Genomic DNA, 23,769 nt, shown 5'->3' with positions numbered 1-23,769 from the left:
TAAACGCTAGAAAACTAGCGTTTTTTTGAGCGCAAAAATACTTAAAAGGTATAATGTAAGGAAGGTTATTCTAAAGGGGGCTTAAATGAAATATGATGATTTCAAAAAAATGATAGATAACATAGCTAGTGATATCTCTAAGCTTCAATTAGGTGAAAAACAAACTTTTAAAAGAAAAATAGAAGCAAATGAAATATCAGGAATAATTGACGTCAGCCTAGATCTTCCAGAAAAAATCCCACCTAGAATAAAAAATAACCATCCAATGATAAAAGATTATAGGTATTGGATACTTAAACTAGATCGTCATTACAAATCAAAAGCAATGAGAATCAATCAATTAAATGTAGCTGCCCTTAAAATATACGCAAAACTTTGTGATTGCTTGGAAATTTATCTAAATGACGATGGTACAACAGTTGCAAGGTTGGTTTCAAAGCTTAGAAGAGAGACAGTAAATTTTGACTTATATTATACTATATATTTAATTGCCGAAACACAAGTGTTAAATTTTTATAATCCCTTATCAAAAAAATCAGCTGAAAAATCATACAAAATTATTGAGCATTATATAGATCACAAAGCAAGAGTTTTATTAGAAAATAAAGCAAATGAACTACAAAAACATTTAAAGCCTGCAGATAAACAAACAAGAGAATACTTCAATTTAACAAATAACAATCAAGTTTCTTTATGGTGGGACCCTAAAGGCAATTTAAGAAGAAAGTATAAATTTAGTAAAGATGAACAAATAGCAATAGATCAAATATCTAAAAGGTCAAATGTATTGTGGAATAATAAAAAAGTATTTAACTTGCTTATGGATTTGTACTTATCTACATTAAAAGAGCTTTTTGATTGTAAGCAAATTGATACAAAAAAATTAATCAAAATCATAAAACCTTATAAGCAATCTAAGGACATATTAGATGCTATTTTGATTATAAGTGAAAATAATCTTAGGAAAAAATTTTCCTTTTATGGAAAAATTTCTATACAAAAATCCTTATCTTTGCTAGAGGAAAAAGAAAATAGAGAAATATTATCTTTTATAGAGAATTATCAATATGATTATTTAAAAAATATGGATTCAAAGATGGTTGATGATATATACCGAGATTATTTTAAGAATAATCCTAATAAATTAAAAGATTTTCTAAAATATTTTCTAGATTTAAGTATAGACTCTAAAATCGATATCATAAAAGAATATGAAAGATATGATAATTTTGAAAAAATATTAAATGAATTAGAAAGAAAAGGTCAAAAGGAAGATAAAATAATAGGATTATATTATATTTATAAAAATAATGTAAACAAAAATAATCATGACAAATACTTACTTGAGATTATAGATAAATCAAATTATGATCAATTTTTAAAAATAGTTAAAGAAAAAGAACTTACAAGAGATGTTATTAATCAAATAATTAGTTTGCAAAAAAAGGCCCCTAAAAAAATAAAAATAGATAATAAGAAAATTGATATTTCAAGAAAGAATTTAAATAAAACTGTAAGCTTAGTAAATGATTTTTTTGATCAAGAAGATACAATTGATATCGAAGATAATAACGAAGATATAGTACAAGTAAATGATGAGTCCTATAATAATATTTTAAAAAAAATATTATGTAATGATTATATGAGTACAGATGAGATGGAGAAATTGGCAAAAAATAAAGGTCTTACTTTAAATACCTTTATAGGAAATATCAATGAATCCTTATATGATTATATAGGTGATCAGACTCTAGTTATTGAGGATGATAAAATAATAATAGATGAATTTTATATAGACATGATAAAGGAGTATGTAAATGGCAGCAAGAATTAATCCGAAAGAAGCATCAGTTATTATAAAATCACTAGAAGCTGGAGTAGTACCCAATATGGGTGTCCAACATCTTTTAGTTGGTAGAAACAAAGAAGTTGAAGAAGTAATAAAAATTTTAGATAAAGTGGCTGACGGAGAAAGTGATATTCGTTTTTGGGTTGGTGACTTTGGATCTGGTAAAAGTTTTATGCTTGCTACTATAGAACAACTTGCTCTACAAAAAAACTTTGTTGTTTCTAGCTTAGATTTGAATCCATCCAGAAGATTTTATGCTACAGATAGAAAGGCAGTTGCTTTATATACAGAAATCATTGATAATATAAAAACAAAAACAATAAAAAATGGCAATGTACTAAGTTCCATAATAGAAGAATGGCTAAATCAAATATTCCAAAGTGTCGCAAAAAATTTAGGTGTAGAAATATCGGAAATAATTGAAGGAAGCTATCAAAAAGAAGTTACAAATGAAATATTAAACGTATTAGCCAATTTTAGTGCTGTAGGACTATCATTTGAATTTGGACAAGCATTAGTTAAATTTTATGAAGGCTTTATAAACGATAATAGAATTTTAAAAACCAATTCTATTAGATGGCTAAGGGGAGATATCACTACAAAGACTGAAGCAAAAAAAATCCTTGGAATAAATCAAATAATTAATGACGATAATTGGTTTGATGCATTAAAAAATATGAGCGAGTTATTTTTGGGCATTGGGTATAGTGGTTTTGTTGTAAATTTTGATGAAGCAGTAAACCTATATAAAATTCCACAGTCAGTTATTCGCGAAAGAAATTATGAACGTATTTTAAACATTTACAATGAGGCAAAATCAAATATTGCTAAGGGCTTATTTATAAACTTTGGTGCAACTCGTAAAACAGTTTTTGATGAAAATAGAGGACTAGCATCCTATGGGGCTTTAAAAAGTAGACTTGGTAGCGAAGAAAGTATGGATAATAAATTAGTAAATACAAATCGTACAGTTTTAGCCTTAAAACCACTTACTAACGAAGAGATATATACGCTTTTAGAAAATTTAGTTAATGTTTATAATGCTTACTACAAAGAATCTATAGAAATTTCTGAAGATGAAATAATTACCTATATGGAAGGTCAATTAAATAGACCTGGAGCTGATGAATTTTTAACACCTCGAGCTGTAATTAAAGACTTTATAGAAATACTTGATTTAAAAAGGCAAAATCCAGCTGTTGAAATAATTGACATTATAAGAGATCGATTTAAAGATATCCTTGGTATAACAAAAGATCCTGACAATATGGACGATGAGATAGAAATAATATGACTGATTCATTTAAATTATTAAATAGAGAGCTTAGATTTTATATTCATGAAAAAGGATGGCCAGCTTTAACTAAGATTCAAAATGCATCTATAAAAGCATTTTTTAATACGGAAAATAATTTGATTTTATCAGCAGCTACAGCTTCTGGCAAAACTGAAGCTGCTTTTTTGCCTGCAATAAGTAAGATTGATAATTGGGATAAGGGAGTAAAGATTTTATATATTTCTCCACTAATTGCCCTTATAAATGACCAATTTAAACGTATAAATGACATGTGTTTAGATATGAATATACCTATTACATCTTGGCATGGAGAAGCTAGCAAGGCAAAAAAAGATAATTTAATTGAATCTCCTAGAGGAATTTTATTAATAACACCAGAGTCTATTGAAGCTTTGCTATCTGGAAAATCTGAAGTAGCAAAAATTTTATTTGCTGATCTTGATTATATAATTGTAGATGAAATACATTCTTTCTTATCAGGCAATCGCGGACTACAATTAAAATCACTCTTAGACCGTATATTAAGATTTACATACGAAGCTCCTCGTATGATTGGACTTTCTGCCACAATTGGAGATTTAAATTATAATTTGGCAAAATCTTTTTTTAATAATGGTAAAAATACAAATATTTTAGTAGATAAAACTCAAAATGATTTTGAATATACTTTTAATCTGACAGAAGCAATAGAAGTTTCAAATGAGTACATAAATTTAATGCACGATTATTCATTAGAAGGTCCTATGCTAATTTTTCCTAACTCTAGAGAAAAGGTAGAACTTATTTCAGTTCAGTTGGCAAATTTATATAAACATAATGGTGATGATATAAAAATTTTTGCACATCATTCATCAGTTAGCAAAAGTCGTAGGCAGGAAATAGAAGAATTTGCAAAAGAATCTAAAAATGAAAATTATGTTATAGTTGCCACTTCTACTCTGGAACTTGGGATAGATATAGGTTCAGTTCATTCTGTTGTCCAATATGGTGCACCTTACACAGTTTTATCCTTAGCTCAAAGATTAGGCAGAAGTGGAAGGAAAACTCATAAATCAATCCTACATCAAATAAATACTGATGTGTATGATGCTTTGCAAGCAATGGCAGCAATCAGCCTTTTTGAAGATGGTGTTTTAGACAAGATTGAAGCAACTACAAAGGCCTATGATGTATTTGCCCACCAAGTTTTGTCTAGCTTATTAGAAAATTATGGATTGTCTATTGAAGAGTATAAATATTTAAACAAAACACTAGCCACTTTTTCTGATATTACAGATAAAGAATTTGAAAAAATTACTGACTTTATGCAAGAAGAAGGATATATAGAAATATTAGAAAATGAAGTTATAACAGGTATAAATCTTGATAAACTAATGTACATGGGCAGTTTTTATAATCAGTTTATAACTGCAAAGGCATTTACTGTCTATAACGAAAGTGGAAAAATTGGGGAAATAGAAATACGTCCAGAAGTTCAAGAAGAGGCAAATATATTCTTAGCTGGTCAAGTTTGGAAAATAGATAAAATATATAGAGACAGCAAAAAAATTCGTGTTTCAGCTGCAAGTGAAGGAGCACCACCAAAATTCTTATCAGCAGGGAATGTAGATATCAGTCCTATTATTAGAGAAAGAATGAGATTTATAATTGATAACCCAAACGAGTTTGAATTTGATGACGATTCTAAAAAATATATCTATGAGTTGCATGATGCCTTAAAACCTTACCACTATCCATTTTCTGTAGAAGATGATTATATAGGTCTTATGACATTTCAGTCTACAAAGATAAATAGAACGCTTGCTATTATGTTTAATATAATCAGCAAATCTACTTCATATTTTATTTCAGAAGCTGATAGTATGGTTTGTGGTCCCAATACACCAGAAATTTTTGATGAGAGCAGAATAAATCCGGTAAGCAAAGATCAAATATTTAAATTTTTGCTTAAAGAAAAAACTTTGTTAGATGCATATCTTATTGCAAATAAGTACATGGTTTTAGTTCCTGAGAATTTGAGAGCAGAATATGTTATAAATAATTATCTTGACCTAGAAGGCGCATACAAGTATCTGAATGTGAATATAGACAAATCTAATTTTAAATCTAATTCTTACAACTAATGTAATTAAATCAGTAAAAAAATCGTGGTATTCTTTACTTACAAGAGGAGGATATTATGAAAAAATTTAATTTTTTTATTCAAACAGCTATTGTTTTATTAGGTGTAAGTACGTTGGTAGGATTTAATAACAACTATTATGAGAATGAAAATGCAACAGAAAAAGAAAAAGTTTATGAATTGATGAATAATTCTGATGCGGTAAAAAGAGAGTTTGTAGAGAAACTATTAAAAAAAGAATATAGATCAGAGGTTAATTATTATAAATTAAAATCAGATGATGGAAGCATAAACTATACTGAGATTAGCGGTGATGACTTAGATAAAGGAATAATGATAGATGGTCAACTTAAAGAAAACGGTGGATTTATATTTATATCAGATGGTGATAATAGATATTGGTTAAATTTTAATAAGAATAACTATTACACTGATAAAATAAATGATCATAAAATTGCTAAGATTACAACTTCAAATCCACTTACTTATGGTGAAAAAGAAGTAATAAAAGTTTTTGGAGATTTACCTAGGACAGTAGAGAGAATAGATGGTGGTTATAAAACAATTTTATCTGATGAATTGAATGATGGATATGAAATTTATGATAAAAATGGAAATTTCATATTATCATATCTTGATAATAGCCAAGGGAAAGTTACTACAACTTGGTTAAAATCAACAGATGATGTAGAGGGAGTTTATAATTACTATTTATCAAAGATAAGTGAAATGACACAAGCAAAAAGTATTGAAGAAGTAAAGTAAGCTGCATTTTTGCAGTTTACTTTTTATATATAATACTATATTTTAACTGAGGTTAAAAATGAAATTTAAACGTATTTTGGTCGTCAAATATTTAAATAAAATATATGGAACTACAAATGAATATATAACTGCAGTTAATGATATTAGCTTAGACTTGTTAGAAGGTGAATTTTTGGGGATAATGGGAATGAGTGGTTCAGGTAAAACTACTTTGTTAAACATGATTTCTGGTGTAGTAGAAGCTACTAATGGTCAGATAAATTTTGACGGCAAAAATTTAAATAAATTTAGCCGCAAAGATTTAGAAAAGTATAGAGGAAACGAAGTTACAAATATCTTTCAAGATTATAGACTAATTGAAAATATGACAGCATTGGAAAATATAGAAGTGCCATTTATAATTCATAATAAAGAAATAGATATGGAAAACATCGAAAAACTGGCTAAAAAGTTGGATGTATATGATTGTTTAAATATGTATCCTAAGGAATTATCAGGTGGACAAAAACAAAGGATTGCAGCAATAAGAGCAATTTCTATTAATCCCAAAATTATTTTGGCTGATGAACCGACAAGTGCTTTGGATACAAAAAATTCCAGAAAATTTTTAAAAGTTTTAAAAAATGTTAATGAATGTAGTAATATCTCTATAATAATGGCAACACATGATATAAATGCTGCAAGCATTTGTAGTAGAATATTATTTTTAAAAGATGGAAAGATATATAATGAAATAAGCAAAAAAGATAGAGAAAGTATTAAAGATTATAAACAAAGGATAAATTTAGTAAGCAAACAAATTATAAAGTAGGCTAATAATATGAAAAAATTAAGCTATAAAAAACTGGATAAAGAAAATTTCATAAATAGTTTTATAATAGCTCTAACTTTTATTTTTCTATATACTTTGCTAAATCTGGTAAATAATGAACTATTTTTTAATATATATTATGACGAACAGTTAGCGGTTACTAATAATATAAAATATATTTTAATCGTTTCTTTATTCGTTATTGGTAGTTTGATTATAGAAACAATTATTTTTAATAGTAAAAGCAAAGAGATGGACTTAAGAGCTTTATTAAGTCTAGGATTAAAATCTAAAGACTTGTTTTTTATTCTTATGAAAGATTCACTATCTGACTTAATAAATACAATTTTAATTTCTTTGCCAGTAGCACTATTTATTTCTGAACTATTAAACTTATTATCAATTTCTTTTACAAAATTAATACTTAGTGAACATAAATTTTTTATTTCATTAAATGCTATATTTCTATCTTTAATATGTATAATCATTTTTATTGGGATTTCAAATTTATTAATAACTCGAAATCTTACAAAAAGTTATCCATTAGATTTAGTAAAAAGAAAACATAATACAAGAATATTAACAAGCTTATTTTTCTTAATCACTTTAATATATTATTTCAAAAATAACTATTACCTTAATGAAGTGCTTATACTAAGTATCGTTATTTTTGTCTGTATCTTTGTTGGCATAAATTTTATAATAGCTCATATTAATAAAATTCATAAAAATGCTTTCTTGATTAAGGCTTTGTTAAATGATATCTTTTCTAAAGAAAAATTTACAATGATATTAGTTATTTTTTTAATTATTATATCAAGCTTTGAGTTTTTATATGGCTTAACTCAATATAACAAATATAAAATAAACAAAGAGTTAAGACCTGATTTTACCATTTTTGTAGATTCTAAAAATATTAATGATATATACAATATAAAAAAATTTTCGAAAATTACGAATAATATCTATACCGTTAATTTATCATCAGTAAACAAAATTGACGATAGCGACTTTAAGAATTTATTATTTTATATGACTGATAAGAGTGATGATCAAATTTTAAATGATCCTATAATAATGGATTATTCTACTTATAAATATATTTTTAAGGAAGATGCTTTAAAATTAAAGGCAAATGAGGCTATTTATTTAACCAGTATGAAGAACATAAACTCAAATATAAATAAGTATTTATTAAAAAATAAGAGAAAAATATATATTGATAATAAAGAATTACTAATAAAAGGTATTCAAAATTCTAATGTTATTTTTGCAAATAATGTAATTACAGAAAGTAATATCTATGTAATAAATGATAACTTATATAATAAGTTTAAGAAATTCACTAATTATCATGCATATAATATAGTACTAAATAAGAATTATACCGAGAAAAATGGATATGAAAAGGTATCTGAAAAGTTTAGGAAAGATCTTGAAAAAAATAATATACGTTTTGAAAGTTTAATATGGATGATTAAAGATACATACGCAAAAATATTAGGATCTTTATTTATGATATGTTATTTAGCAATTATTTCTTTATTTACCTCTTATTCATTTTTAGGTATGAGGTTAATGAGAGTAATTTTAGATAATAGTGTAGGATTTAGAATTATGAAAGACCTTGGGGCTTCAAAACAAAAATTAGAGACTGACGTTAAAGACTTTTATTTTTATATTTTAAGATATATTTTTAGTCTTATTTATATCATATACTATGGTATATTGGTATCTATTTATATAAGTAAAAGGATCTTTACTAGCAAAAGTATCATTTTTATTCTTCTTACAATTATACTGCCCATTATTTTAAATGTTATTTTATACATTATTTTAAAAAGATTTTTAGAAATAAGCATAACGAAACTGGAGTAAATTATGAAAAAAATAATTATTATTGAAGATGATAAAATTTTAGCTGAAGAACTGAAAAATTTGTTTATTTCTAGAGATTTTGATGCAGTAATTTTTAATGATTTTGATCAATCTTTAGATATAAGTTACTTTAAAAATTTCAACTTAATAATATTAGATATAAATTTACCAAATTATTCAGGATATGAAATTTTAACAAGTATAAAAGATAAATTGACAACTCCTGTTTTGATTTTGACAAGCAGAAATACTTTAGAAGATGAATTACAATCGTTTGATTTAGGTGCAGATGAATTTTTGACAAAGCCTGTTTCAGTAAACAGACTGATAGCAAGATCTAAGAAACTTCTCAATATATATGAAAATTTCTCAGATGAAATAAGATTAAACAATATAGTTTTAGAAACTTCTACTAATAAATTAACTTATAAAAATACATTTGTAATACTTGCACAAAACGAGGGAGAATTATTAGCTAGTCTTATGAAAGCTTATCCAAATGCTATAAGTAAAGATGAATTATTAAAGCAAACATGGAATACCGAATATATTGATGAAAATATCTTGCATGTGAATATAAATAGGCTTAGAAAAAAGTTAAAAAGTTTGGGATTGGATAATTTTATTGTGAATGTAAGATCGGTAGGATACAAGATAAACATAGAGGAAGTATGAAATACAGTTTTTTAAAAAACATTACACCTAGTATAGTTATAATCATTTTAACAAATTTTCTTTTTATTTTTTTAATATATGTAGTAAATGGAAAAATTATAAAAAACATATTAGCAATAATTATAATTTTTTCGATAATTTCAATAGGTATAATTTTATTAAAAGAAATAAATAGACAAAGAAATATAAAAAAATCGTTGAGTAAATTTTATAAAAAGATGGACTATGAAAGTATGGATAAATTAATTGATGTTTTGGGGATTGATTATAAATCCACTGTATATAACATTTTTAATTTAAATAAGTCTTTAAACGAAAAGATTGAAAAGCAAAGAATTGATTTACTTTCTTACAAAGATATCATTGAAAAGTGGGTGCATGAAGTAAAAGTACCAATATCATCACTAGATTTAGTTTTAGAAAATAATCAAAATGATATAAAGTCAAGTACTTATGAAAAACTTTTATATGCTAGCCAACTTATAAAAGTAGATTTAGATCTCATCTTATATTTTGCAAGGTCAAATTCTATAAAAACTGACTATGATTTAAAAGAATTAAATATAAAAGAAGTAGTTTATAAGGCAATCTCTGATTACTATCCAATACTTTCAGAAAAAGAAATAAAAATTATAGATGAAATAAAAGATATGTATGTTTTGAGTGATTTTTATACATTAAAATTTATTATATCTCAAATAATTAGCAATGCTATAAAATATACTATAGACACTATAAATTTTAAAACTATAATAGGGGATAACAAAATTTTAATCATAACAAACAATGGTAAGCATATAGATAATCAAGATTTACCCTTTATATTTGAAAAAGGATATACTGGCAAGTCATCGAAAAATAGTTTATCCACAGGATTGGGTTTATATTTAGTAAAAAAATATACAGATGATTTGGGAATTGATGTTAATGTTCTATCTAATAAAGATGGAGAGTTTTCTATGGGGCTTTACTTTTATGGTAAAATGTAAATAACTAAAAACTAAAGGAATTTTAATGAAAGAGCTTATTTATGTACTTATTTTATTGACGCTAACTTCTTGTGGGAGCAAAAGTAAAGAAGGTGGCATTTCACCAATTCCAAATACAAAAAAAGAAGAATTTGCTGATAAAAATTATCCATCAAAAGAAAAAGTAAAACCCAAAAGTCCTATATTAAAGCATGTTAATTTTAAGCCGAAAAAATTAAATTATGAAATAATAAAACCTGATTTTTTGTTAAAAGATAGATTTGCTGATTTAAAAACACAAGATAAGTATGGCACTCGCATGATGGAGTATTACGATGATGAAAATAATATCTTTTATGTAAGCCGTTTGCTTACTGAGGCTTTACAAGACCCAAAAGTAAATTTAGAAGATGATTTTGATGACAAGATGTATTTTATAAGAGATTTATTTTTAATCAGTCCATATTATTCACAAGGGAAAATGGAAGCTTATATCTATGCTAATTATTGGTTTGATGAGGATACATTTAAAATAGTCCCAAGATATCAGATTGAAGAAAACACAAAAACATATATGACAGAAGAAGAAACAGAACAAGTTGAAAGACAATTGCAAGTTCTAGTGGATTATGCCAATGAAAATTATGATAATAATTACGATAAGGCATATTATTTCGCCCAATGGCTTGCAGAAAATAATGAATATCAATTTGATGCAAGTCCAGATAATATAATAGAAAATAATATGTATGGTGCTTTAGTAAAAGGGCTATCTCAGTGTTCTGGTTTTGCACAAAGTTTTGCTATACTTTGCCAAAGAGTAGGTATTCCTACTTACTCAGTAACAGGAAATACTAAACAGAAGAAAAGACCAGATGGATATTCTGGAGAACATCAGTGGAATGTCATAAAGCTTAATGACAATTGGTCCTATGTAGATGTTACAGGAATGGTTGCAAATGGTAGTCCGTATTATTTTTATTATTTTGATAGGTCAAAGAAAGAATTTACTGATTATTATGTAAGTGATTTTTTTAATGATATTGAGCAGTATATAAGGTGATTTTAAGTTCATATAGTTAGTAAAGTAATTATTTACACTATATGGATATACACTTTAGTGAAGATTTTAAAAAAATAGAATTATCTAAGGTCTAAAATGAGTTTTAAAATAATTAATGAAGATATAACAAATTTAGAAGTCGATGCAATAGTAAACGCAGCAAATACTTCCTTAAAAATGGGAGGAGGAGTATGTGGTGCAATTTTTAAAGCAGCAGGAGCAAAAAAATTACAAGAAGCTTGCGATAAACTTGCTCCTATAAAAACTGGAGAATCAATAATAACAGATGGATTTGATTTAAAAACAAAATATATAATACATACAGCAGGCCCTATTTATGATCCTAACAATCCGGCAATTTCAAAAAAATATTTGGAAAATTCTTATAAGAATTCTTTAAAGCTAGCTAAAGAAAATAACGTTAACTCTCTGGCGTTTCCTTTGATATCTGCCGGCATTTATGGGTATCCATATAAAGAAGCTATAGCAGTTGCACAAGATATTATAAATAGATTTTTAAGTGAAAATGATATGGAAATTTATTTAACTATTATAGACATTAATTTATATAATTTAGCAAAAAGTGTTTGAAGGTTTTATATGGAACTTACAGAAAAATTTGAATTTGATCCGCCAGATAATAAAATTGAATATTCAATAAAGCATAAAGATATTCCTCTCCAGTTAAGCGATGAGCTCAGGGAAGCTATTTATTATCTATTATGGTATGTGCCAAATATAAAATCTGAGCAATCACAGCATAATGAGCTATTATTAAATCCTAGATATGATGATTTTATTTTTATAGAATTAATGAAGAAAATGAAGCTCAAAGATGAAGATGTGCTTTTTACAGATGAGATTTCAGATGAACTAATCAAACCATTTTTAGATAAGATTTGTACGAAATGTCCAAAGATTATAATGACATTAGCAAATGGTGAAACTAAAACTATGGCATTATTAAGGCATATTCGAAATGCTATAGCACATGGAAATTTTAATGTGATTGATAATATTCTAGTAGGTTTTGATTTACAAAGATATGAAGAAACCACAGAATATAGAGGATTTTTCAAAATTAATCCTAGTAATTTATTAAAGGCATTGAGAAATATATTATTTGACTTTAACTCACAAAAATTTATTACAAAAGCTTTTCAACAAAACGGCTACTATATAGCATCATTCCAGGAAAAGTATGAAAAAAGTCATGAATTTGAACTATTTGCTAAAAAAAATGATAAAAAATATGCTATAGATATTAAAAATTATGATTATGAAAAGGTGGTGGATAAGAATTTTATTAAAGAATTATTAGATCAATACGAAGAGTTGATGGATGGCATAACTCCTTTGCTTATAATAAATACGTCATATTTAGATGAAGAAAGTAAAGAAGAGCTATTAGACCATGAAGTTATTATTTTAGATGTAAAAAATATTAAAAAAATGATGGCAGGTAGGGATATGGTCAGTGAAATTGAAAGAGCTAGAAAAATAAAAAATAGCTTTGAATAAAAGGAGTAGTATTATGGCAGATGGAAGAAATAACCGTGTAAATTGGGATAGTCTTGTATTAGGAATTTTATATATTATTATTGCAATTATTGCATTTAGAGATCCACAGACGAGTTTAATGAGTATAGCAGTTTTATTAGGAATATCAGTAATTTTATCTGGAATCGGAGAAATTACACTTGGTAGTAGACTAAATAAATATTATGATTATGATAATTATAATGCAAGCATATTTTCTGGTGTTATACAAATTATCCTAGGTATTATAATATTAGCTGATATTCAAACTACATTTATGGCCCTACCATATATATTTGCAATTTGGTTTATATTTACTTCTATTATGGGAATTGTAATTAGTAGTCCATTAAAAATTTTTGCAAATGGTGCTTGGACTTCACTACTAGTATTAAATATTTTAGGTATAATTTTGGGAGCTATGATGATCAATAACCCTATGAGCGCTTCTCTTACTATAATAACGCTAGTAGGTATATACTTCTTAGTACTAGGTATTAGATCAATTATTCATGCTTTCCAAAATTATAAATATTATTAAATTTAGAAATTAGTTTTAAATTCCTATTACAAGGGTAATATAGATTAATAAGAAACATTCTTATTTGTTATTATATAAAAAGGAGGAATTATGACAGATAGAAAAAATAACGATCCAAAAGTTGATACTTTTGAAACAGAAACTACTGTTGAGAGATCAAATAATCGTCAAGCTGGTAGAACACCACGCAGAGGCGAAAGAGAAAGAGTAGAAAGACGTAGAGAAGGAGTTCCAGTTTACGAACAAGAAACTAGTGTGCTTCCAGCAGGAAACAACCTCTCTTGGGCATCAATCTTTGCTGGAGCTGTAACAGCAGCAGCTTGCTTTGCGACACTAAGCTTAATTACAGCAGCATTAGGATTTGGATTATTCTCACCAACTAATGCACACCCATTAGATGGTGTTGGAGTAGGAACAGGCATTTGGACAGCAATTACACTTATACTATCATTTTTAGCAGGTGGATATATCGCAGGATATTCTGCTAGAAAATCTGGTAAATTACATGGTACTATAACATGGGCTGTTACACTTTTACTTTTACTATCACTTGTATTAAGTGCTATAACATCTGTATTAGGAACAGCAGCAAATGTAGCTGGTAATGTAGCAAGTGGTGTTGGTAATGTAGCAGGTTCTGCAATTACATCAACAAATGATGCAATTGGTTCAGGATTTGATAAAGCAGGAAATGCTATCAAAGATGTAGATATTGATGATGAAGAAGTAAAATCAGATATTGATAAATATCTTTCTGACACAGATGTTCCAGAACTTCAACCAGATTATTTAAATAATCAACTTGAAGAATCTAAAGATGAAATTGCCGAAGCAGCAAAAAATATTGCAGTTAACCCAGATTCAGCAGAAGATGAAATTGATAGAGTATCTAAAGATCTTGCAGATAGAGCTCAAACTATAGCAGATTCAGCAGATAGAGATGCTATTGCAAATGCAGTTGAAGCAAACTCTGACTTAACACAAGAAGAAGCTGAACAAGTTACAGATAACATTTATGAAGGATTAAATAAAGCTAACAAACAAGCTCAAGAATCATTAGATGATGCATCTGTAAAAGTTAAAGAACTTTCTAATGAAGCTCAAAATAAAGTAGATGAAACTGTCGATGGAGCTAAAGAAGGTGCAGATGATGCTTCAAACAAACTTTCAGCAGGTTCTGTAATTACATTCCTAGGATTACTAGTAGCTCTAGCACTATCAGCTTGGGGTGGTAAACTAGGTGAAGAAAAATCTAAAGAAATCGTAAGAAAAGATACAATTAGATAGTTATTAAAATATTAACCAGTAAGGCTTTTAGTCTTGCTGGTTTTTTTATTAAAAAAAGTAACTAGTTCATTGCTAGTTACTTTTTAATTAATTATACTAAGTATAGATTTTATTGGATCTTTTGAATTTATTTTTTGATCATATGATAATGATAATTTTTTTTCATCTTTGCTGTAGGCACTATTTATACTAATTACTAGACCGGAATGATTTAAAGTATAAAGATCTGATCTAAAGTTATAAATAATGTCTTTTGAAGTAGGCTGATTATCAAAACCGTTTTTCACTATATATGCTCCATTTTTTTGAAGAATATCAGCTAACTTTATAGCTTCATTAGCTGTTTGTTCATTTGTGAGTACATATATCTTTCTATTTGAGAAATCTGGATTTTTATTAATATTTAAACTAACTTCATCATAATACATATAATCATTTAAATCTATTTTTTCAATTTCTTGACTATATTTATCAGCTATATTTTTTACACTTGCTGTTTTCTCGTAATCATCTTGATCATTTTTTATATTATCTAAAGTGCGACTAGCAAGTTTACCTCTATAAAATATCAAATTATTTTCTGTATAATTTTCGTTTAATAAAACTTCTAATAGTTTATTTCTATAAACGTCATCTATAGAATCATTATTTGATAAGTCCAGGATTATTGTTGTAATAGGAGGATTTTTTAAAAATATATCTACTATAGTTTCTAAATCATTATCAAATTCGTTTGGCTTAAAGTCCTCTAAGCTTATCTTTAGTACTCCGTCAGCTTCTATATTTGCATTCATAGATGGTGTTTTTATATTGCTGGATGTGATTAACCTTTTGTACCTATCAACAGCTTGAGGATTTTCTAAAACTGATTTTCTCATACTATCATTAGATTTTCTATAGTATTCAAAAAGATTATCATAAGTTTCTTTATCTAAGATAAATGTTCTGTTGTCATTTAGGATATCTAAGTATTTTTCTAATAATTGAAAGTATTCTTGATCAGTTTTTGAGCTATAGACTCTCTTTCTATAGTTGCTATATTCGCTTATAAAATTCTCAAAATCTTCTTTATTCAAATTATCTACTGCATAGTTTCTTTTTATAGTTTTGTAAAGCTCATCAAAATCGGTTACTTTTTCTGCTGTACTCAAGCTTCTGCCTTCTGAAGAAGCTATAAATACACTTTTCCCCATATCTTCTAAAACTTCATCTCGAAAATCTGGATATCCCATTATTTTATATCTATTTATTGCGTTTATTGTTATATTTACTAAAAAGGATAAGATAAGAAGGGCTATTATAGCTAAAACAATGCGCCTTCTTCTATATTTTTTTTTCCTCTTTATCTTTTTTTGCTGGGCTCTTTTTCTACTCGAAGAGTATGATTTATTATTTAGATTTCTAGTAGCACTTTTAGATCTATTAGATCTTTTTGATTTACTGGAATGTCTTCTTGCCATAATTTTAACCCTTATCTAATAAATGTAAGAATAAATGTTGTTCCTACATTTAGTTGTGAATCTACACTTATCTTACCATCTAGAGCATCTACAAAGTTTTTTGTAATAGAAAGCCCTAATCCATGACCATTTTCTTTTGTATTTCTAGAATCTTCTATTCGATAAAATCTATCAAATATTCGTTCGATTTTATCTTCTGCTATGCCTACACCATTATCGGCAACTCGTAGAGTAATACTTTCATTATCTGCATTTAAATAAACATCCACTTCTCCATCTTTGCCAATTGCTTTTATAGCATTTGAAATAAGATTTTGTAGTATTTGACTATACTTATCATAGTCAGAATAAAAATTGATGTCTTCTTGAATATAGGTATTTATTTTTATATTATTGTAGCCAGCACTAGCTCTAAAGCTTTGTACAATACTTTCTGTTAGTTCAGATGCGTTAAAATCTTCTTTTTTTAATTCTAAATGTTCTACATTTTGGTCAAAAGTTTTTTTCAATCCTTCTATAAGTCCTTCTAATCTATTTACATCTTCTAATAGAACGGACATTGTGTTTTCATCAGGTTCTATTACTCCATCTTTTATTGCTTCAATATATAATTGTAAATTAGTTAGGGGAGTGCGTAGCTCATGAGAAATATCTTGAGCATACTGCTTTCTGATTTCTTCTTGTTTTTGTAAGTTATTAGAAAGATAATTAATATTTGTCTGCAAAGTTTCTATTTCTTTAATATCACTTATTCTATCATCAATTTTATAATTACCATCTTTAAGATTTATAGTTTCATCACTTATAATCATTATAGGTTCTGATATATTTTCTGATAATATTATTGAAATGATAATACCTATAAGAAGTGAAATACTAAGAGAATAAACTATTGCCCTAGAAAAATCTCTTTGTAATTTTCGCACTGGTTCAGGATCTGCATTATAAATAATATGTAGGGTACCTGACCTTCTATTTCTGTTAATATTATAAACAGAAAATACTTTTTCATCTTTTCTTAACGGATTATTTTTATTTCTTCCATAGGCCGGATAAGAAATAGTACCATTTAAATTTTGAAAATAAATATCTACTTCCAAATTTTTTGCTAGATTATCTAAACCATCCTGCATATCTTTTTTTGTAAAAGCAGGATCATTATTAAATTTCTTAAACCAAGTAGCAACTTGATCTGGCCTTGAGTCGGCATTTTCTTTTATAAGTTCGATATAGCTAGATGTGACAAGTAAAGTTACTAAAATAGAAAAAACTAAAACGCAGGATAATATGCCTGCGGTAAAGTTTCTGATTATTTTACTCTTTAATGTAATCATCTATCCCGCCTGATTTATAACCCATTCCATAAATAGTTTTGATATACATAGGTTTTTTTGGATTATCTTCAATTTTTGAGCGGATATTTTTTATATGAGTGTCTATGGCTCTATCGTAAGCATCATAATCATATCCGAAAGTTTGCTCTATAATTTCATCTCTAGAGTATATTTTATTTGGATTTGTAAAAAGAGTTTTTAGAATTTGAAACTCATTTTTAGTTAGTAGTATTTCATTGCCATCTTTGAATATTCTGTTATATTCAAGATCCATCTCTAATCTGCCATCACTAGTTTTTATAATGTCTGCTCTAGGTATATTGTATTTTTCTATACGTCGTAAAACAGCTTTAACTCTTTCTACAAGCTCTTTTGGAGAAAATGGTTTGGTTACATAATCATCAGCACCAAGTCTTAGTCCATCAACTCTGTTATTTTCTTCAACCTTTGCAGAAACCATTATAACAGGTACTTCTGATTGATTTCTAATTTCTTTTATAACTTCTTCACCAGGTATTTTTGGTAGCATCAAGTCTAGAATAACTAAATCTATGTTTTCTTTATTAAACGTATCTAGACCTTCTTGTCCATCAAATTCTTGAAATACCCTATAACCTTCTTTTTCGAAATATGATTTCATTATTGTAGAAATTTTTTTCTCATCTTCTATTATTAAAATTGTAATATCATTCATGGCCTTCACCTCAAAATTATTATACCACAAGAGAGAAGATATTAGGGACTATGTTAGATTATTGTTTAAATAGAATAAAATAGGGAATATATATATTGTAATAATTTATGTTTTATTACCAGATTATTTTAGAAAATGAAAGGAGTAAATATGTTTTCAACACAAGGATTTATAATGACACTTATCCTAGGTGCTCTTGCAGGATGGATTGCAAGCATGATAATGGGTAAAGATGCTCAAATGGGTTCAGTAGCGAATATTATTGTAGGTATTGTAGGTTCAATAATTGGAGGCTGGATATATAATGCAGCATTTGCTAATGGATCTGCACCTAATACAGGTCTTCAAATTTTATGGGCAGTAATTGGCGCTTGCTTATTATTATGGATTATAGGACTTATTACAAAAAACAGTAATAAATCTAATAACCATTCGAATAAGACAAAAAAATACTAAAATGACTATCAGGGCTTGTTAAGCCCTGATTTTTTTGAGATTTCATAAAGTAAAATTATAAAAAAACAAGCTAGGATGTAACTAGCTTGGTTTTTTATCTATTATTTCTAGAAGATTCATTTTCATTTTGCGAGCTTGGTGAGTCAGGAGTAGTTTGTTTATTTTTGTCTACATCTGGACTATCAGCTGCTTCTGGATTTTCTGTGTTGTTATCATCTTCTTCATCATTTTCTTTTTGTTCGTCTGTATAATCAGTGTTTATTTTTGGTAATGGAGCAACATAAATTAAATCTGAATATTCAGTTGGAGCTCTATACTTCCAATCTCTTGGATAAATATCGTTGAATTCTTTTGGAATATAATTACTTTTTGGTTTTAAATATGAAACTTGAGCAACTGCCCAACTTGGAGTTACATCAGATGCCAATAGATTATTTCTGGTATCTATTGATACTAAAGTATGCACATCATCTTCTTTACGTGGTTTATTATCAGGTCCAAATATTTCTGTTATTACGGTACCTCTAGGATCCATATATGATAGTTCTGTTGGAAGTTTACCACTCATTGTGTCTACTTTCATTTCTACAATTGATTCAGGTCTTTCAAATGTTCTTGTTTCATATCCGTCTAATATTTGATTATTTATGGTATTCCACATTAAAGCTGCCCTTTGGATTGATGTACCGTTCATTCTGATACTTTGATCATCAGCACCCATCCAAATTCCCACTGTGTAATAAGGGGTATAACCCATACACCAGAAATCAACATAATCATCGGTTGTACCAGTTTTTGTTGCAAAATCGGTACCGTTTAAGTAAATATTACCATAGCTTTCTCCTGCTGATTGTAGTGCAGAAGTCATTTGATATGCTGTTTCTTCACTGGTTACTTTATGTTTGACTATATCCTTGTCATCAAATAAAACTTTGCCTGTTGAATCTTCTATTTTTGAAAATGTAAGTGGTTCATTATATTCACCTTTATTAGCTAGAGCTGCATAGGCTGCAGTCATTTCAAGATTGGTCAAACCATGAGTCATTGCACCAACACCTAGTGCGGCTAAATTCTCATCATTTGTTTGATTATTTTCTGATGCACTTACAAAGTTGTCATTACCATTTTCTTTTATGATTCCAAAGTTTTTTAGGTAATCTATACTAGTTTCTATACCTACTTCATTTAAAGTACGAACAGCGATAGTATTTATAGATCTTTCAATAGCTTTTCTAATAGGCACTACACCTTCATAATAATTATAAACATTCTTTGGCCAAGGTTCATCATCTTCATTCATTAATAAAGGAACATCATCTACACCTGTTGCTAGATTAAAACCATTGTCCAAAGCTGCAGTATAAGTAGCAATTGGTTTAATGGCTGAACCTGGTTGACGAGGTATTGAAGATGCTCTATCTAAAATCCTTGTACCAGTTTGATCACGTCCTCCCATTATAGCTTTTATGTGCCCATTTTCGTGGTCCATTACAACTGTGGAAGCTTGGGGTTGGATAACTCCGTTTAAATCTATATCGTAAAAGTCTTTATTTATGGAGAATGTTTCATCATCGTAATAAGTAAAGAGTTTAGGATTTTTTTCTAAATATTCTTTAGAAATAACTATATTATCATTATCATCGAGTTTAATATCATCGTTTGTCTTAAAGGAAATATATCCTGTTTTATGGGTGCGTAAATTTTTATTTTGATCATCAAGTGAATAATAATCTCTAAACATCAAATTTGTTTGATCAAGATATGCTTTGTTTGTAGATAATACAATATTTCCATCTTCATCAAACCATGCTTCGTCATTGCGTAACCTTATATCATTATTTTCATTTAATAAATTTGCCTTACTATAGTAAATTAAATTACCCTTACTATTTATAATATTTCCATAATCATCATATTTTAAATCAAGTAGGGGAGCGGAACTCCATCCAGATGTATCTCCAATTAGATATGAGGAAAAGTCTGCATATATATTTTCAAGTTGTTTTTGCATATCAGGATCTATAGTTGTTGTTATTCTAAGCCCACCATAATAGAGTCTATCCCAAGCTTGATTTTCACTCATGTTATATAATTCCATAAGTTTGTTTACAACTTGCTTTTCAAGTAGAGAGTTAAAATAACTTGCTATTTCAGTATTTGTTCTCTCTGCTGGAACTATCGAAGAAGCTACGTCAAAGTTTTTGGCATCTTTGTATTCTTTTTTTGAGATATAACCATGTTCTAGCATTTTGTCTAAAACATATTTTTCTCTTTCAAAAGGTGCAGGATTAAATACTGCCGCGTATTTTTCGCCTTCTATAGTAAATTCTCCTAAAACTTTTTGATCAGTTACTTCACTGACTTTAATAGCCTTATAAAGAGAATTTTCTGAAGGAGATTGTACAATTCCTGCAAGGGCTGCACATTGGGCTAGATTTAAATCTGAAACATCTTTGTCAAAATAAGTTTTTGCAGCAGCTTGTACTCCATATGAGTTTTGTCCCATAAATACACGATTTAAGTATGCTCCCAAAATTTCATCTTTGTCTAGATTTTTTTCTATTTCTAATGCTAAATATATTTCTCTAATTTTTCTTTGATATGTTTGGTCATTATTTAGATAAGTATTACGAGCCAATTGTTGAGTAATAGTAGAACCACCACGAACTATGCCACCAGCCCTAAAATTTTCTATGGCAGAGCCAATTATAGATTGTGGGTCAAGACCAGGGTGTTTGTAAAACCTTTCATCTTCGACAGCAACAAAAGCATGTTTTAGATTTTCGGGAATTTTATCATAATCGACTATTTCCCTGTATTCTTTTGTGGCAATAGAGTCAACTTCTTTTCCGTCTTCATCAACTATAGTAGAGTTTTGACTCATTTCATATTTTATAATATTAGCGTCAATTTTTGGAGCTGTTTTCATAACCTCAAGTATTGCTCCGCCGCTAAGACCAGCCATAACCACGCCAATTGACATTAATATTAATAAAACTATTAAAATAAGTTTTAGTACCATAGAGGTGATTTTTTTAGCCATCATTCCTCCTAAATTATATTGAATTTAAATTTATACATTTTATTAATTCATTTTATCATTTTTTTGTGATTTAATCCATAATGTGTATTCTTTATAAATTTTAACTAAGTCGTATAATTAACAAAAGAAAGGGAGTTTATGCAAGAAGTTATACAAGTAAATGTATTAAAAAGAGACGATGATGAAGAAAATAAAATATATGAACTAGAATCATTAATAAATACTGCTGGTGGAAATACTGTGGCTTATGTTAGCCAAGTAGTAGAAAAAGTAAATCCTAGATATTATATAGGAAGTGGCAAAGTAGCTGAAATAAAAGACTTAGCAGAAAAACTTGATGTAAAAACAGTTATTTTTGATGTAGAACTGTCAGCCAGTCAATTATATAATTTGGAAGAAAAATTAAAAATCCATGTAGTCGATTGGACTAGTTTAATATTAGATATATTTGCCCAAAGGGCTCACACAAAGGAAAGCAGACTAAAAATAAAATTAGCTCAATTAAAATATCAGTTACCACGATTAAATAAATGGTTTTCTTATCTATCCAGACAAGCAGGTGGTATTGGTACAAGAGGTCCTGGTGAAACAATGCTTGAGATAGATAGACGTGCTGTGGTTCGTGATATAAAATCTCTTGAAAGACAACTAAAAGATATAGAAAAAACGAAAAGAATAAATAGAAATGCAAGAAAAAACATTACAAATATATCTCTTTTAGGCTATACAAATGCTGGTAAGTCCACAATTTTAAACGGGATGATGTATTTATATGGACAAGAGAAGTTTGTATATTCTGATGATTTGCTTTTTGCAACTCTAGATACATCTACAAGAAGACTTGACTTTGCAAATACCAAAGTAACACTTACAGATACGGTAGGATTTATTGATAATCTGTCAGCTGAATTAAACGATTCATTTTTAACTACATTAGATGAAATAAGATTTGCGGATATGCTTTTAATAGTTATAGATTCAAGTCATAATATCGAGCATCAGATTAATGCAATACAAAAAGCTATAGCTGATATTGAAACATCTGATAAAGATATTCTTTATGTATTTAATAAAATAGATAAAGTTGAAAATGAACTGGATGTAAAGCTTTTTAAACGTGATCAGGAGAGAATATATATTTCTGCAAAAAATGATGAAGATTTAGAAAAGTTAAAAGAAAAAATTGTAAGTATTATAAAGGTCAATTATCAAAAAGTAACTATGCACATACCATTTAAAGATGGTGATATACTAGATTATATGATGACAAATTATGATATATTAAATACAGACTATGATGAAAATGGCACAAATATAGAATTTGAAATTTCAATCGAGGATATGAAAAAATATGGAAAATATATCCAAAGCTTATAAAACTGTAAAAGGCACTATAGGAAGTGAATTTGAAGAAGAAAAATCAAAGTTTATAACTACAATATCTCATGTAGAAAATGAAGAAGAAGCCAATAAATTTATAGAAGAAATTTCTGAAAAGTATAAAGATGCAAGCCATAATTGTACAGCTTTTATAATCAATGAAACACCATTAATAAAAAGATATAATGATAATGGTGAGCCTAAAGGATCGGCTGGTTTACCAATGCTTTCAGTTCTAGAAAAAGTAGATCTTACAAATATTTGTGTAGTAGTGACAAGATATTTTGGCGGTAAACTATTAGGAAAAGGTGGGCTAGTGAGAGCTTATGGTAGGGGAGTAAGTGAAACATTAGAAAATAATATCATTTACAAAAGACCATTTTTTGTAGTAGAATTAATTCATTCTTATGAATTACTGGGCATTATTGAAAATTATATAAATGAAAATAATTTTAAAGTTATAGATAAGGAATATACAGACAAAGTAAAAGAAACATTGTATATAAAAGAAGAGGACTTTAAAAAAACAGAGTCTGAACTAATCAATTTGACCAGTGGTAATATAAATATTTTAAATAAAGAAGCGGTAATGCTATTTAGTGAATAG

At 27.7% G+C, this 23,769-nt stretch carries 20 protein-coding genes; 16 read left to right on the top strand and 4 right to left on the bottom strand.

Features of this window, described 5'->3' with window-relative positions; all coding sequences use genetic code 11:
- Positions 1 to 85 precede the first annotated feature (85 nt).
- The 13 genes from DY249_RS04110 to DY249_RS04050 all read left to right on the top strand — a co-directional run bounded on the left by DY249_RS04110 (position 86) and on the right by DY249_RS04050 (position 14,795).
- Complete coding sequence (locus tag DY249_RS04110; protein ID WP_115595275.1) at positions 86 to 1,834, top strand: tellurite resistance TerB C-terminal domain-containing protein; 1,749 nt, start codon at positions 86 to 88, stop codon at positions 1,832 to 1,834.
- Complete coding sequence (locus tag DY249_RS04105) at positions 1,818 to 3,143, top strand: ATP-binding protein (protein ID WP_115595274.1); 1,326 nt, start codon at positions 1,818 to 1,820, stop codon at positions 3,141 to 3,143. Before DY249_RS04110 ends, DY249_RS04105 begins: the two co-directional genes overlap by 17 nt.
- Positions 3,140 to 5,269, top strand: coding sequence for a DEAD/DEAH box helicase (locus tag DY249_RS04100; RefSeq protein WP_115595273.1), 2,130 nt, complete (start codon positions 3,140 to 3,142; stop codon positions 5,267 to 5,269). Before DY249_RS04105 ends, DY249_RS04100 begins: the two co-directional genes overlap by 4 nt.
- Before the next feature lie 56 nt (positions 5,270 to 5,325).
- The gene (locus DY249_RS04095; RefSeq protein ID WP_115595272.1) at positions 5,326 to 6,033 is read left to right on the top strand and encodes a hypothetical protein; all 708 of its coding nucleotides are present in this window, start codon (positions 5,326 to 5,328) and stop codon (positions 6,031 to 6,033) included.
- Between the two features lie 58 nt (positions 6,034 to 6,091).
- Positions 6,092 to 6,844 (top strand): ABC transporter ATP-binding protein, encoded by a 753-nt coding sequence (locus tag DY249_RS04090; protein WP_101540478.1) that lies wholly within the window; start codon positions 6,092 to 6,094, stop codon positions 6,842 to 6,844.
- 9 nt (positions 6,845 to 6,853) lie between these two features.
- Positions 6,854 to 8,722, top strand: a complete 1,869-nt coding sequence (locus DY249_RS04085) for a hypothetical protein (protein WP_115595271.1) — start codon at positions 6,854 to 6,856, stop codon at positions 8,720 to 8,722.
- A gap of 3 nt (positions 8,723 to 8,725) precedes the next feature.
- Entirely contained in the window at positions 8,726 to 9,397 is a 672-nt protein-coding gene (locus DY249_RS04080; RefSeq protein WP_115595270.1) for a response regulator transcription factor, read from the top strand.
- Positions 9,394 to 10,386 carry a sensor histidine kinase gene (locus DY249_RS04075; RefSeq protein WP_115595269.1) on the top strand — a complete coding sequence of 331 codons (993 nt, stop codon included), beginning with the start codon at positions 9,394 to 9,396 and terminating at the stop codon, positions 10,384 to 10,386. Before DY249_RS04080 ends, DY249_RS04075 begins: the two co-directional genes overlap by 4 nt.
- A gap of 25 nt (positions 10,387 to 10,411) precedes the next feature.
- Positions 10,412 to 11,428, top strand: a complete 1,017-nt coding sequence (locus DY249_RS04070) for a transglutaminase domain-containing protein (RefSeq protein WP_115595268.1) — start codon at positions 10,412 to 10,414, stop codon at positions 11,426 to 11,428.
- A 96-nt stretch (positions 11,429 to 11,524) separates the two neighbouring features.
- Positions 11,525 to 12,019: a macro domain-containing protein gene (locus DY249_RS04065; RefSeq protein ID WP_115595267.1), complete on the top strand. Its 495-nt coding sequence runs from the start codon at positions 11,525 to 11,527 to the stop codon at positions 12,017 to 12,019.
- Positions 12,020 to 12,028: 9 nt separating this feature from the next.
- On the top strand, positions 12,029 to 12,949 hold the full coding sequence (locus DY249_RS04060) for a hypothetical protein (protein WP_101540484.1): 921 nt from the start codon (positions 12,029 to 12,031) through the stop codon (positions 12,947 to 12,949).
- A 13-nt stretch (positions 12,950 to 12,962) separates the two neighbouring features.
- On the top strand, positions 12,963 to 13,508 hold the full coding sequence (locus DY249_RS04055; protein ID WP_101540485.1) for an HdeD family acid-resistance protein: 546 nt from the start codon (positions 12,963 to 12,965) through the stop codon (positions 13,506 to 13,508).
- A 90-nt stretch (positions 13,509 to 13,598) separates the two neighbouring features.
- Positions 13,599 to 14,795 carry a YrzE family protein gene (locus tag DY249_RS04050; protein ID WP_245943509.1) on the top strand — a complete coding sequence of 399 codons (1,197 nt, stop codon included), beginning with the start codon at positions 13,599 to 13,601 and terminating at the stop codon, positions 14,793 to 14,795.
- 83 nt (positions 14,796 to 14,878) lie between these two features.
- Here DY249_RS04050 and DY249_RS04045 read toward each other — a convergent pair whose 3' ends face one another.
- From DY249_RS04045 to DY249_RS04035, 3 genes are read right to left on the bottom strand one after another with little or no spacing between them, the layout of a single operon-like run.
- A complete protein-coding gene (locus DY249_RS04045) occupies positions 14,879 to 16,255 on the bottom strand; it encodes a peptidase S41 (protein ID WP_115595266.1) in 1,377 nt (458 codons plus the stop codon).
- An 11-nt stretch (positions 16,256 to 16,266) separates the two neighbouring features.
- Complete coding sequence (locus tag DY249_RS04040) at positions 16,267 to 17,589, bottom strand: sensor histidine kinase (RefSeq protein WP_101540487.1); 1,323 nt, start codon at positions 17,587 to 17,589, stop codon at positions 16,267 to 16,269.
- Complete coding sequence (locus DY249_RS04035; protein ID WP_115595265.1) at positions 17,570 to 18,283, bottom strand: response regulator transcription factor; 714 nt, start codon at positions 18,281 to 18,283, stop codon at positions 17,570 to 17,572. Before DY249_RS04035 ends, DY249_RS04040 begins: the two co-directional genes overlap by 20 nt.
- Before the next feature lie 150 nt (positions 18,284 to 18,433).
- Between DY249_RS04035 and DY249_RS04030 the strand changes: the two genes are divergently transcribed.
- The gene (locus DY249_RS04030) at positions 18,434 to 18,739 is read left to right on the top strand and encodes a GlsB/YeaQ/YmgE family stress response membrane protein (RefSeq protein ID WP_101540489.1); all 306 of its coding nucleotides are present in this window, start codon (positions 18,434 to 18,436) and stop codon (positions 18,737 to 18,739) included.
- 94 nt (positions 18,740 to 18,833) lie between these two features.
- Here DY249_RS04030 and DY249_RS04025 read toward each other — a convergent pair whose 3' ends face one another.
- On the bottom strand, positions 18,834 to 21,782 hold the full coding sequence (locus tag DY249_RS04025; RefSeq protein WP_115595264.1) for a transglycosylase domain-containing protein: 2,949 nt from the start codon (positions 21,780 to 21,782) through the stop codon (positions 18,834 to 18,836).
- A 138-nt stretch (positions 21,783 to 21,920) separates the two neighbouring features.
- Between DY249_RS04025 and hflX the strand changes: the two genes are divergently transcribed.
- Both hflX and DY249_RS04015 read left to right on the top strand, forming a co-directional pair.
- Positions 21,921 to 23,159 (top strand): GTPase HflX, encoded by a 1,239-nt coding sequence (gene hflX, locus DY249_RS04020; RefSeq protein ID WP_115595263.1) that lies wholly within the window; start codon positions 21,921 to 21,923, stop codon positions 23,157 to 23,159.
- Positions 23,134 to 23,769, top strand: coding sequence for a YigZ family protein (locus DY249_RS04015; RefSeq protein ID WP_115595262.1), 636 nt, complete (start codon positions 23,134 to 23,136; stop codon positions 23,767 to 23,769). The genes hflX and DY249_RS04015 overlap by 26 nt, the downstream gene beginning before the upstream one ends.

This window comes from Anaerococcus octavius, assembly GCF_900445265.1.
GTDB classification, from domain to species: domain Bacteria; phylum Bacillota; class Clostridia; order Tissierellales; family Peptoniphilaceae; genus Anaerococcus; species Anaerococcus octavius.
The sequence above is the reverse complement of the archived record's forward strand: the minus strand, read 5'-3'. Positions and strand labels throughout refer to the sequence as shown.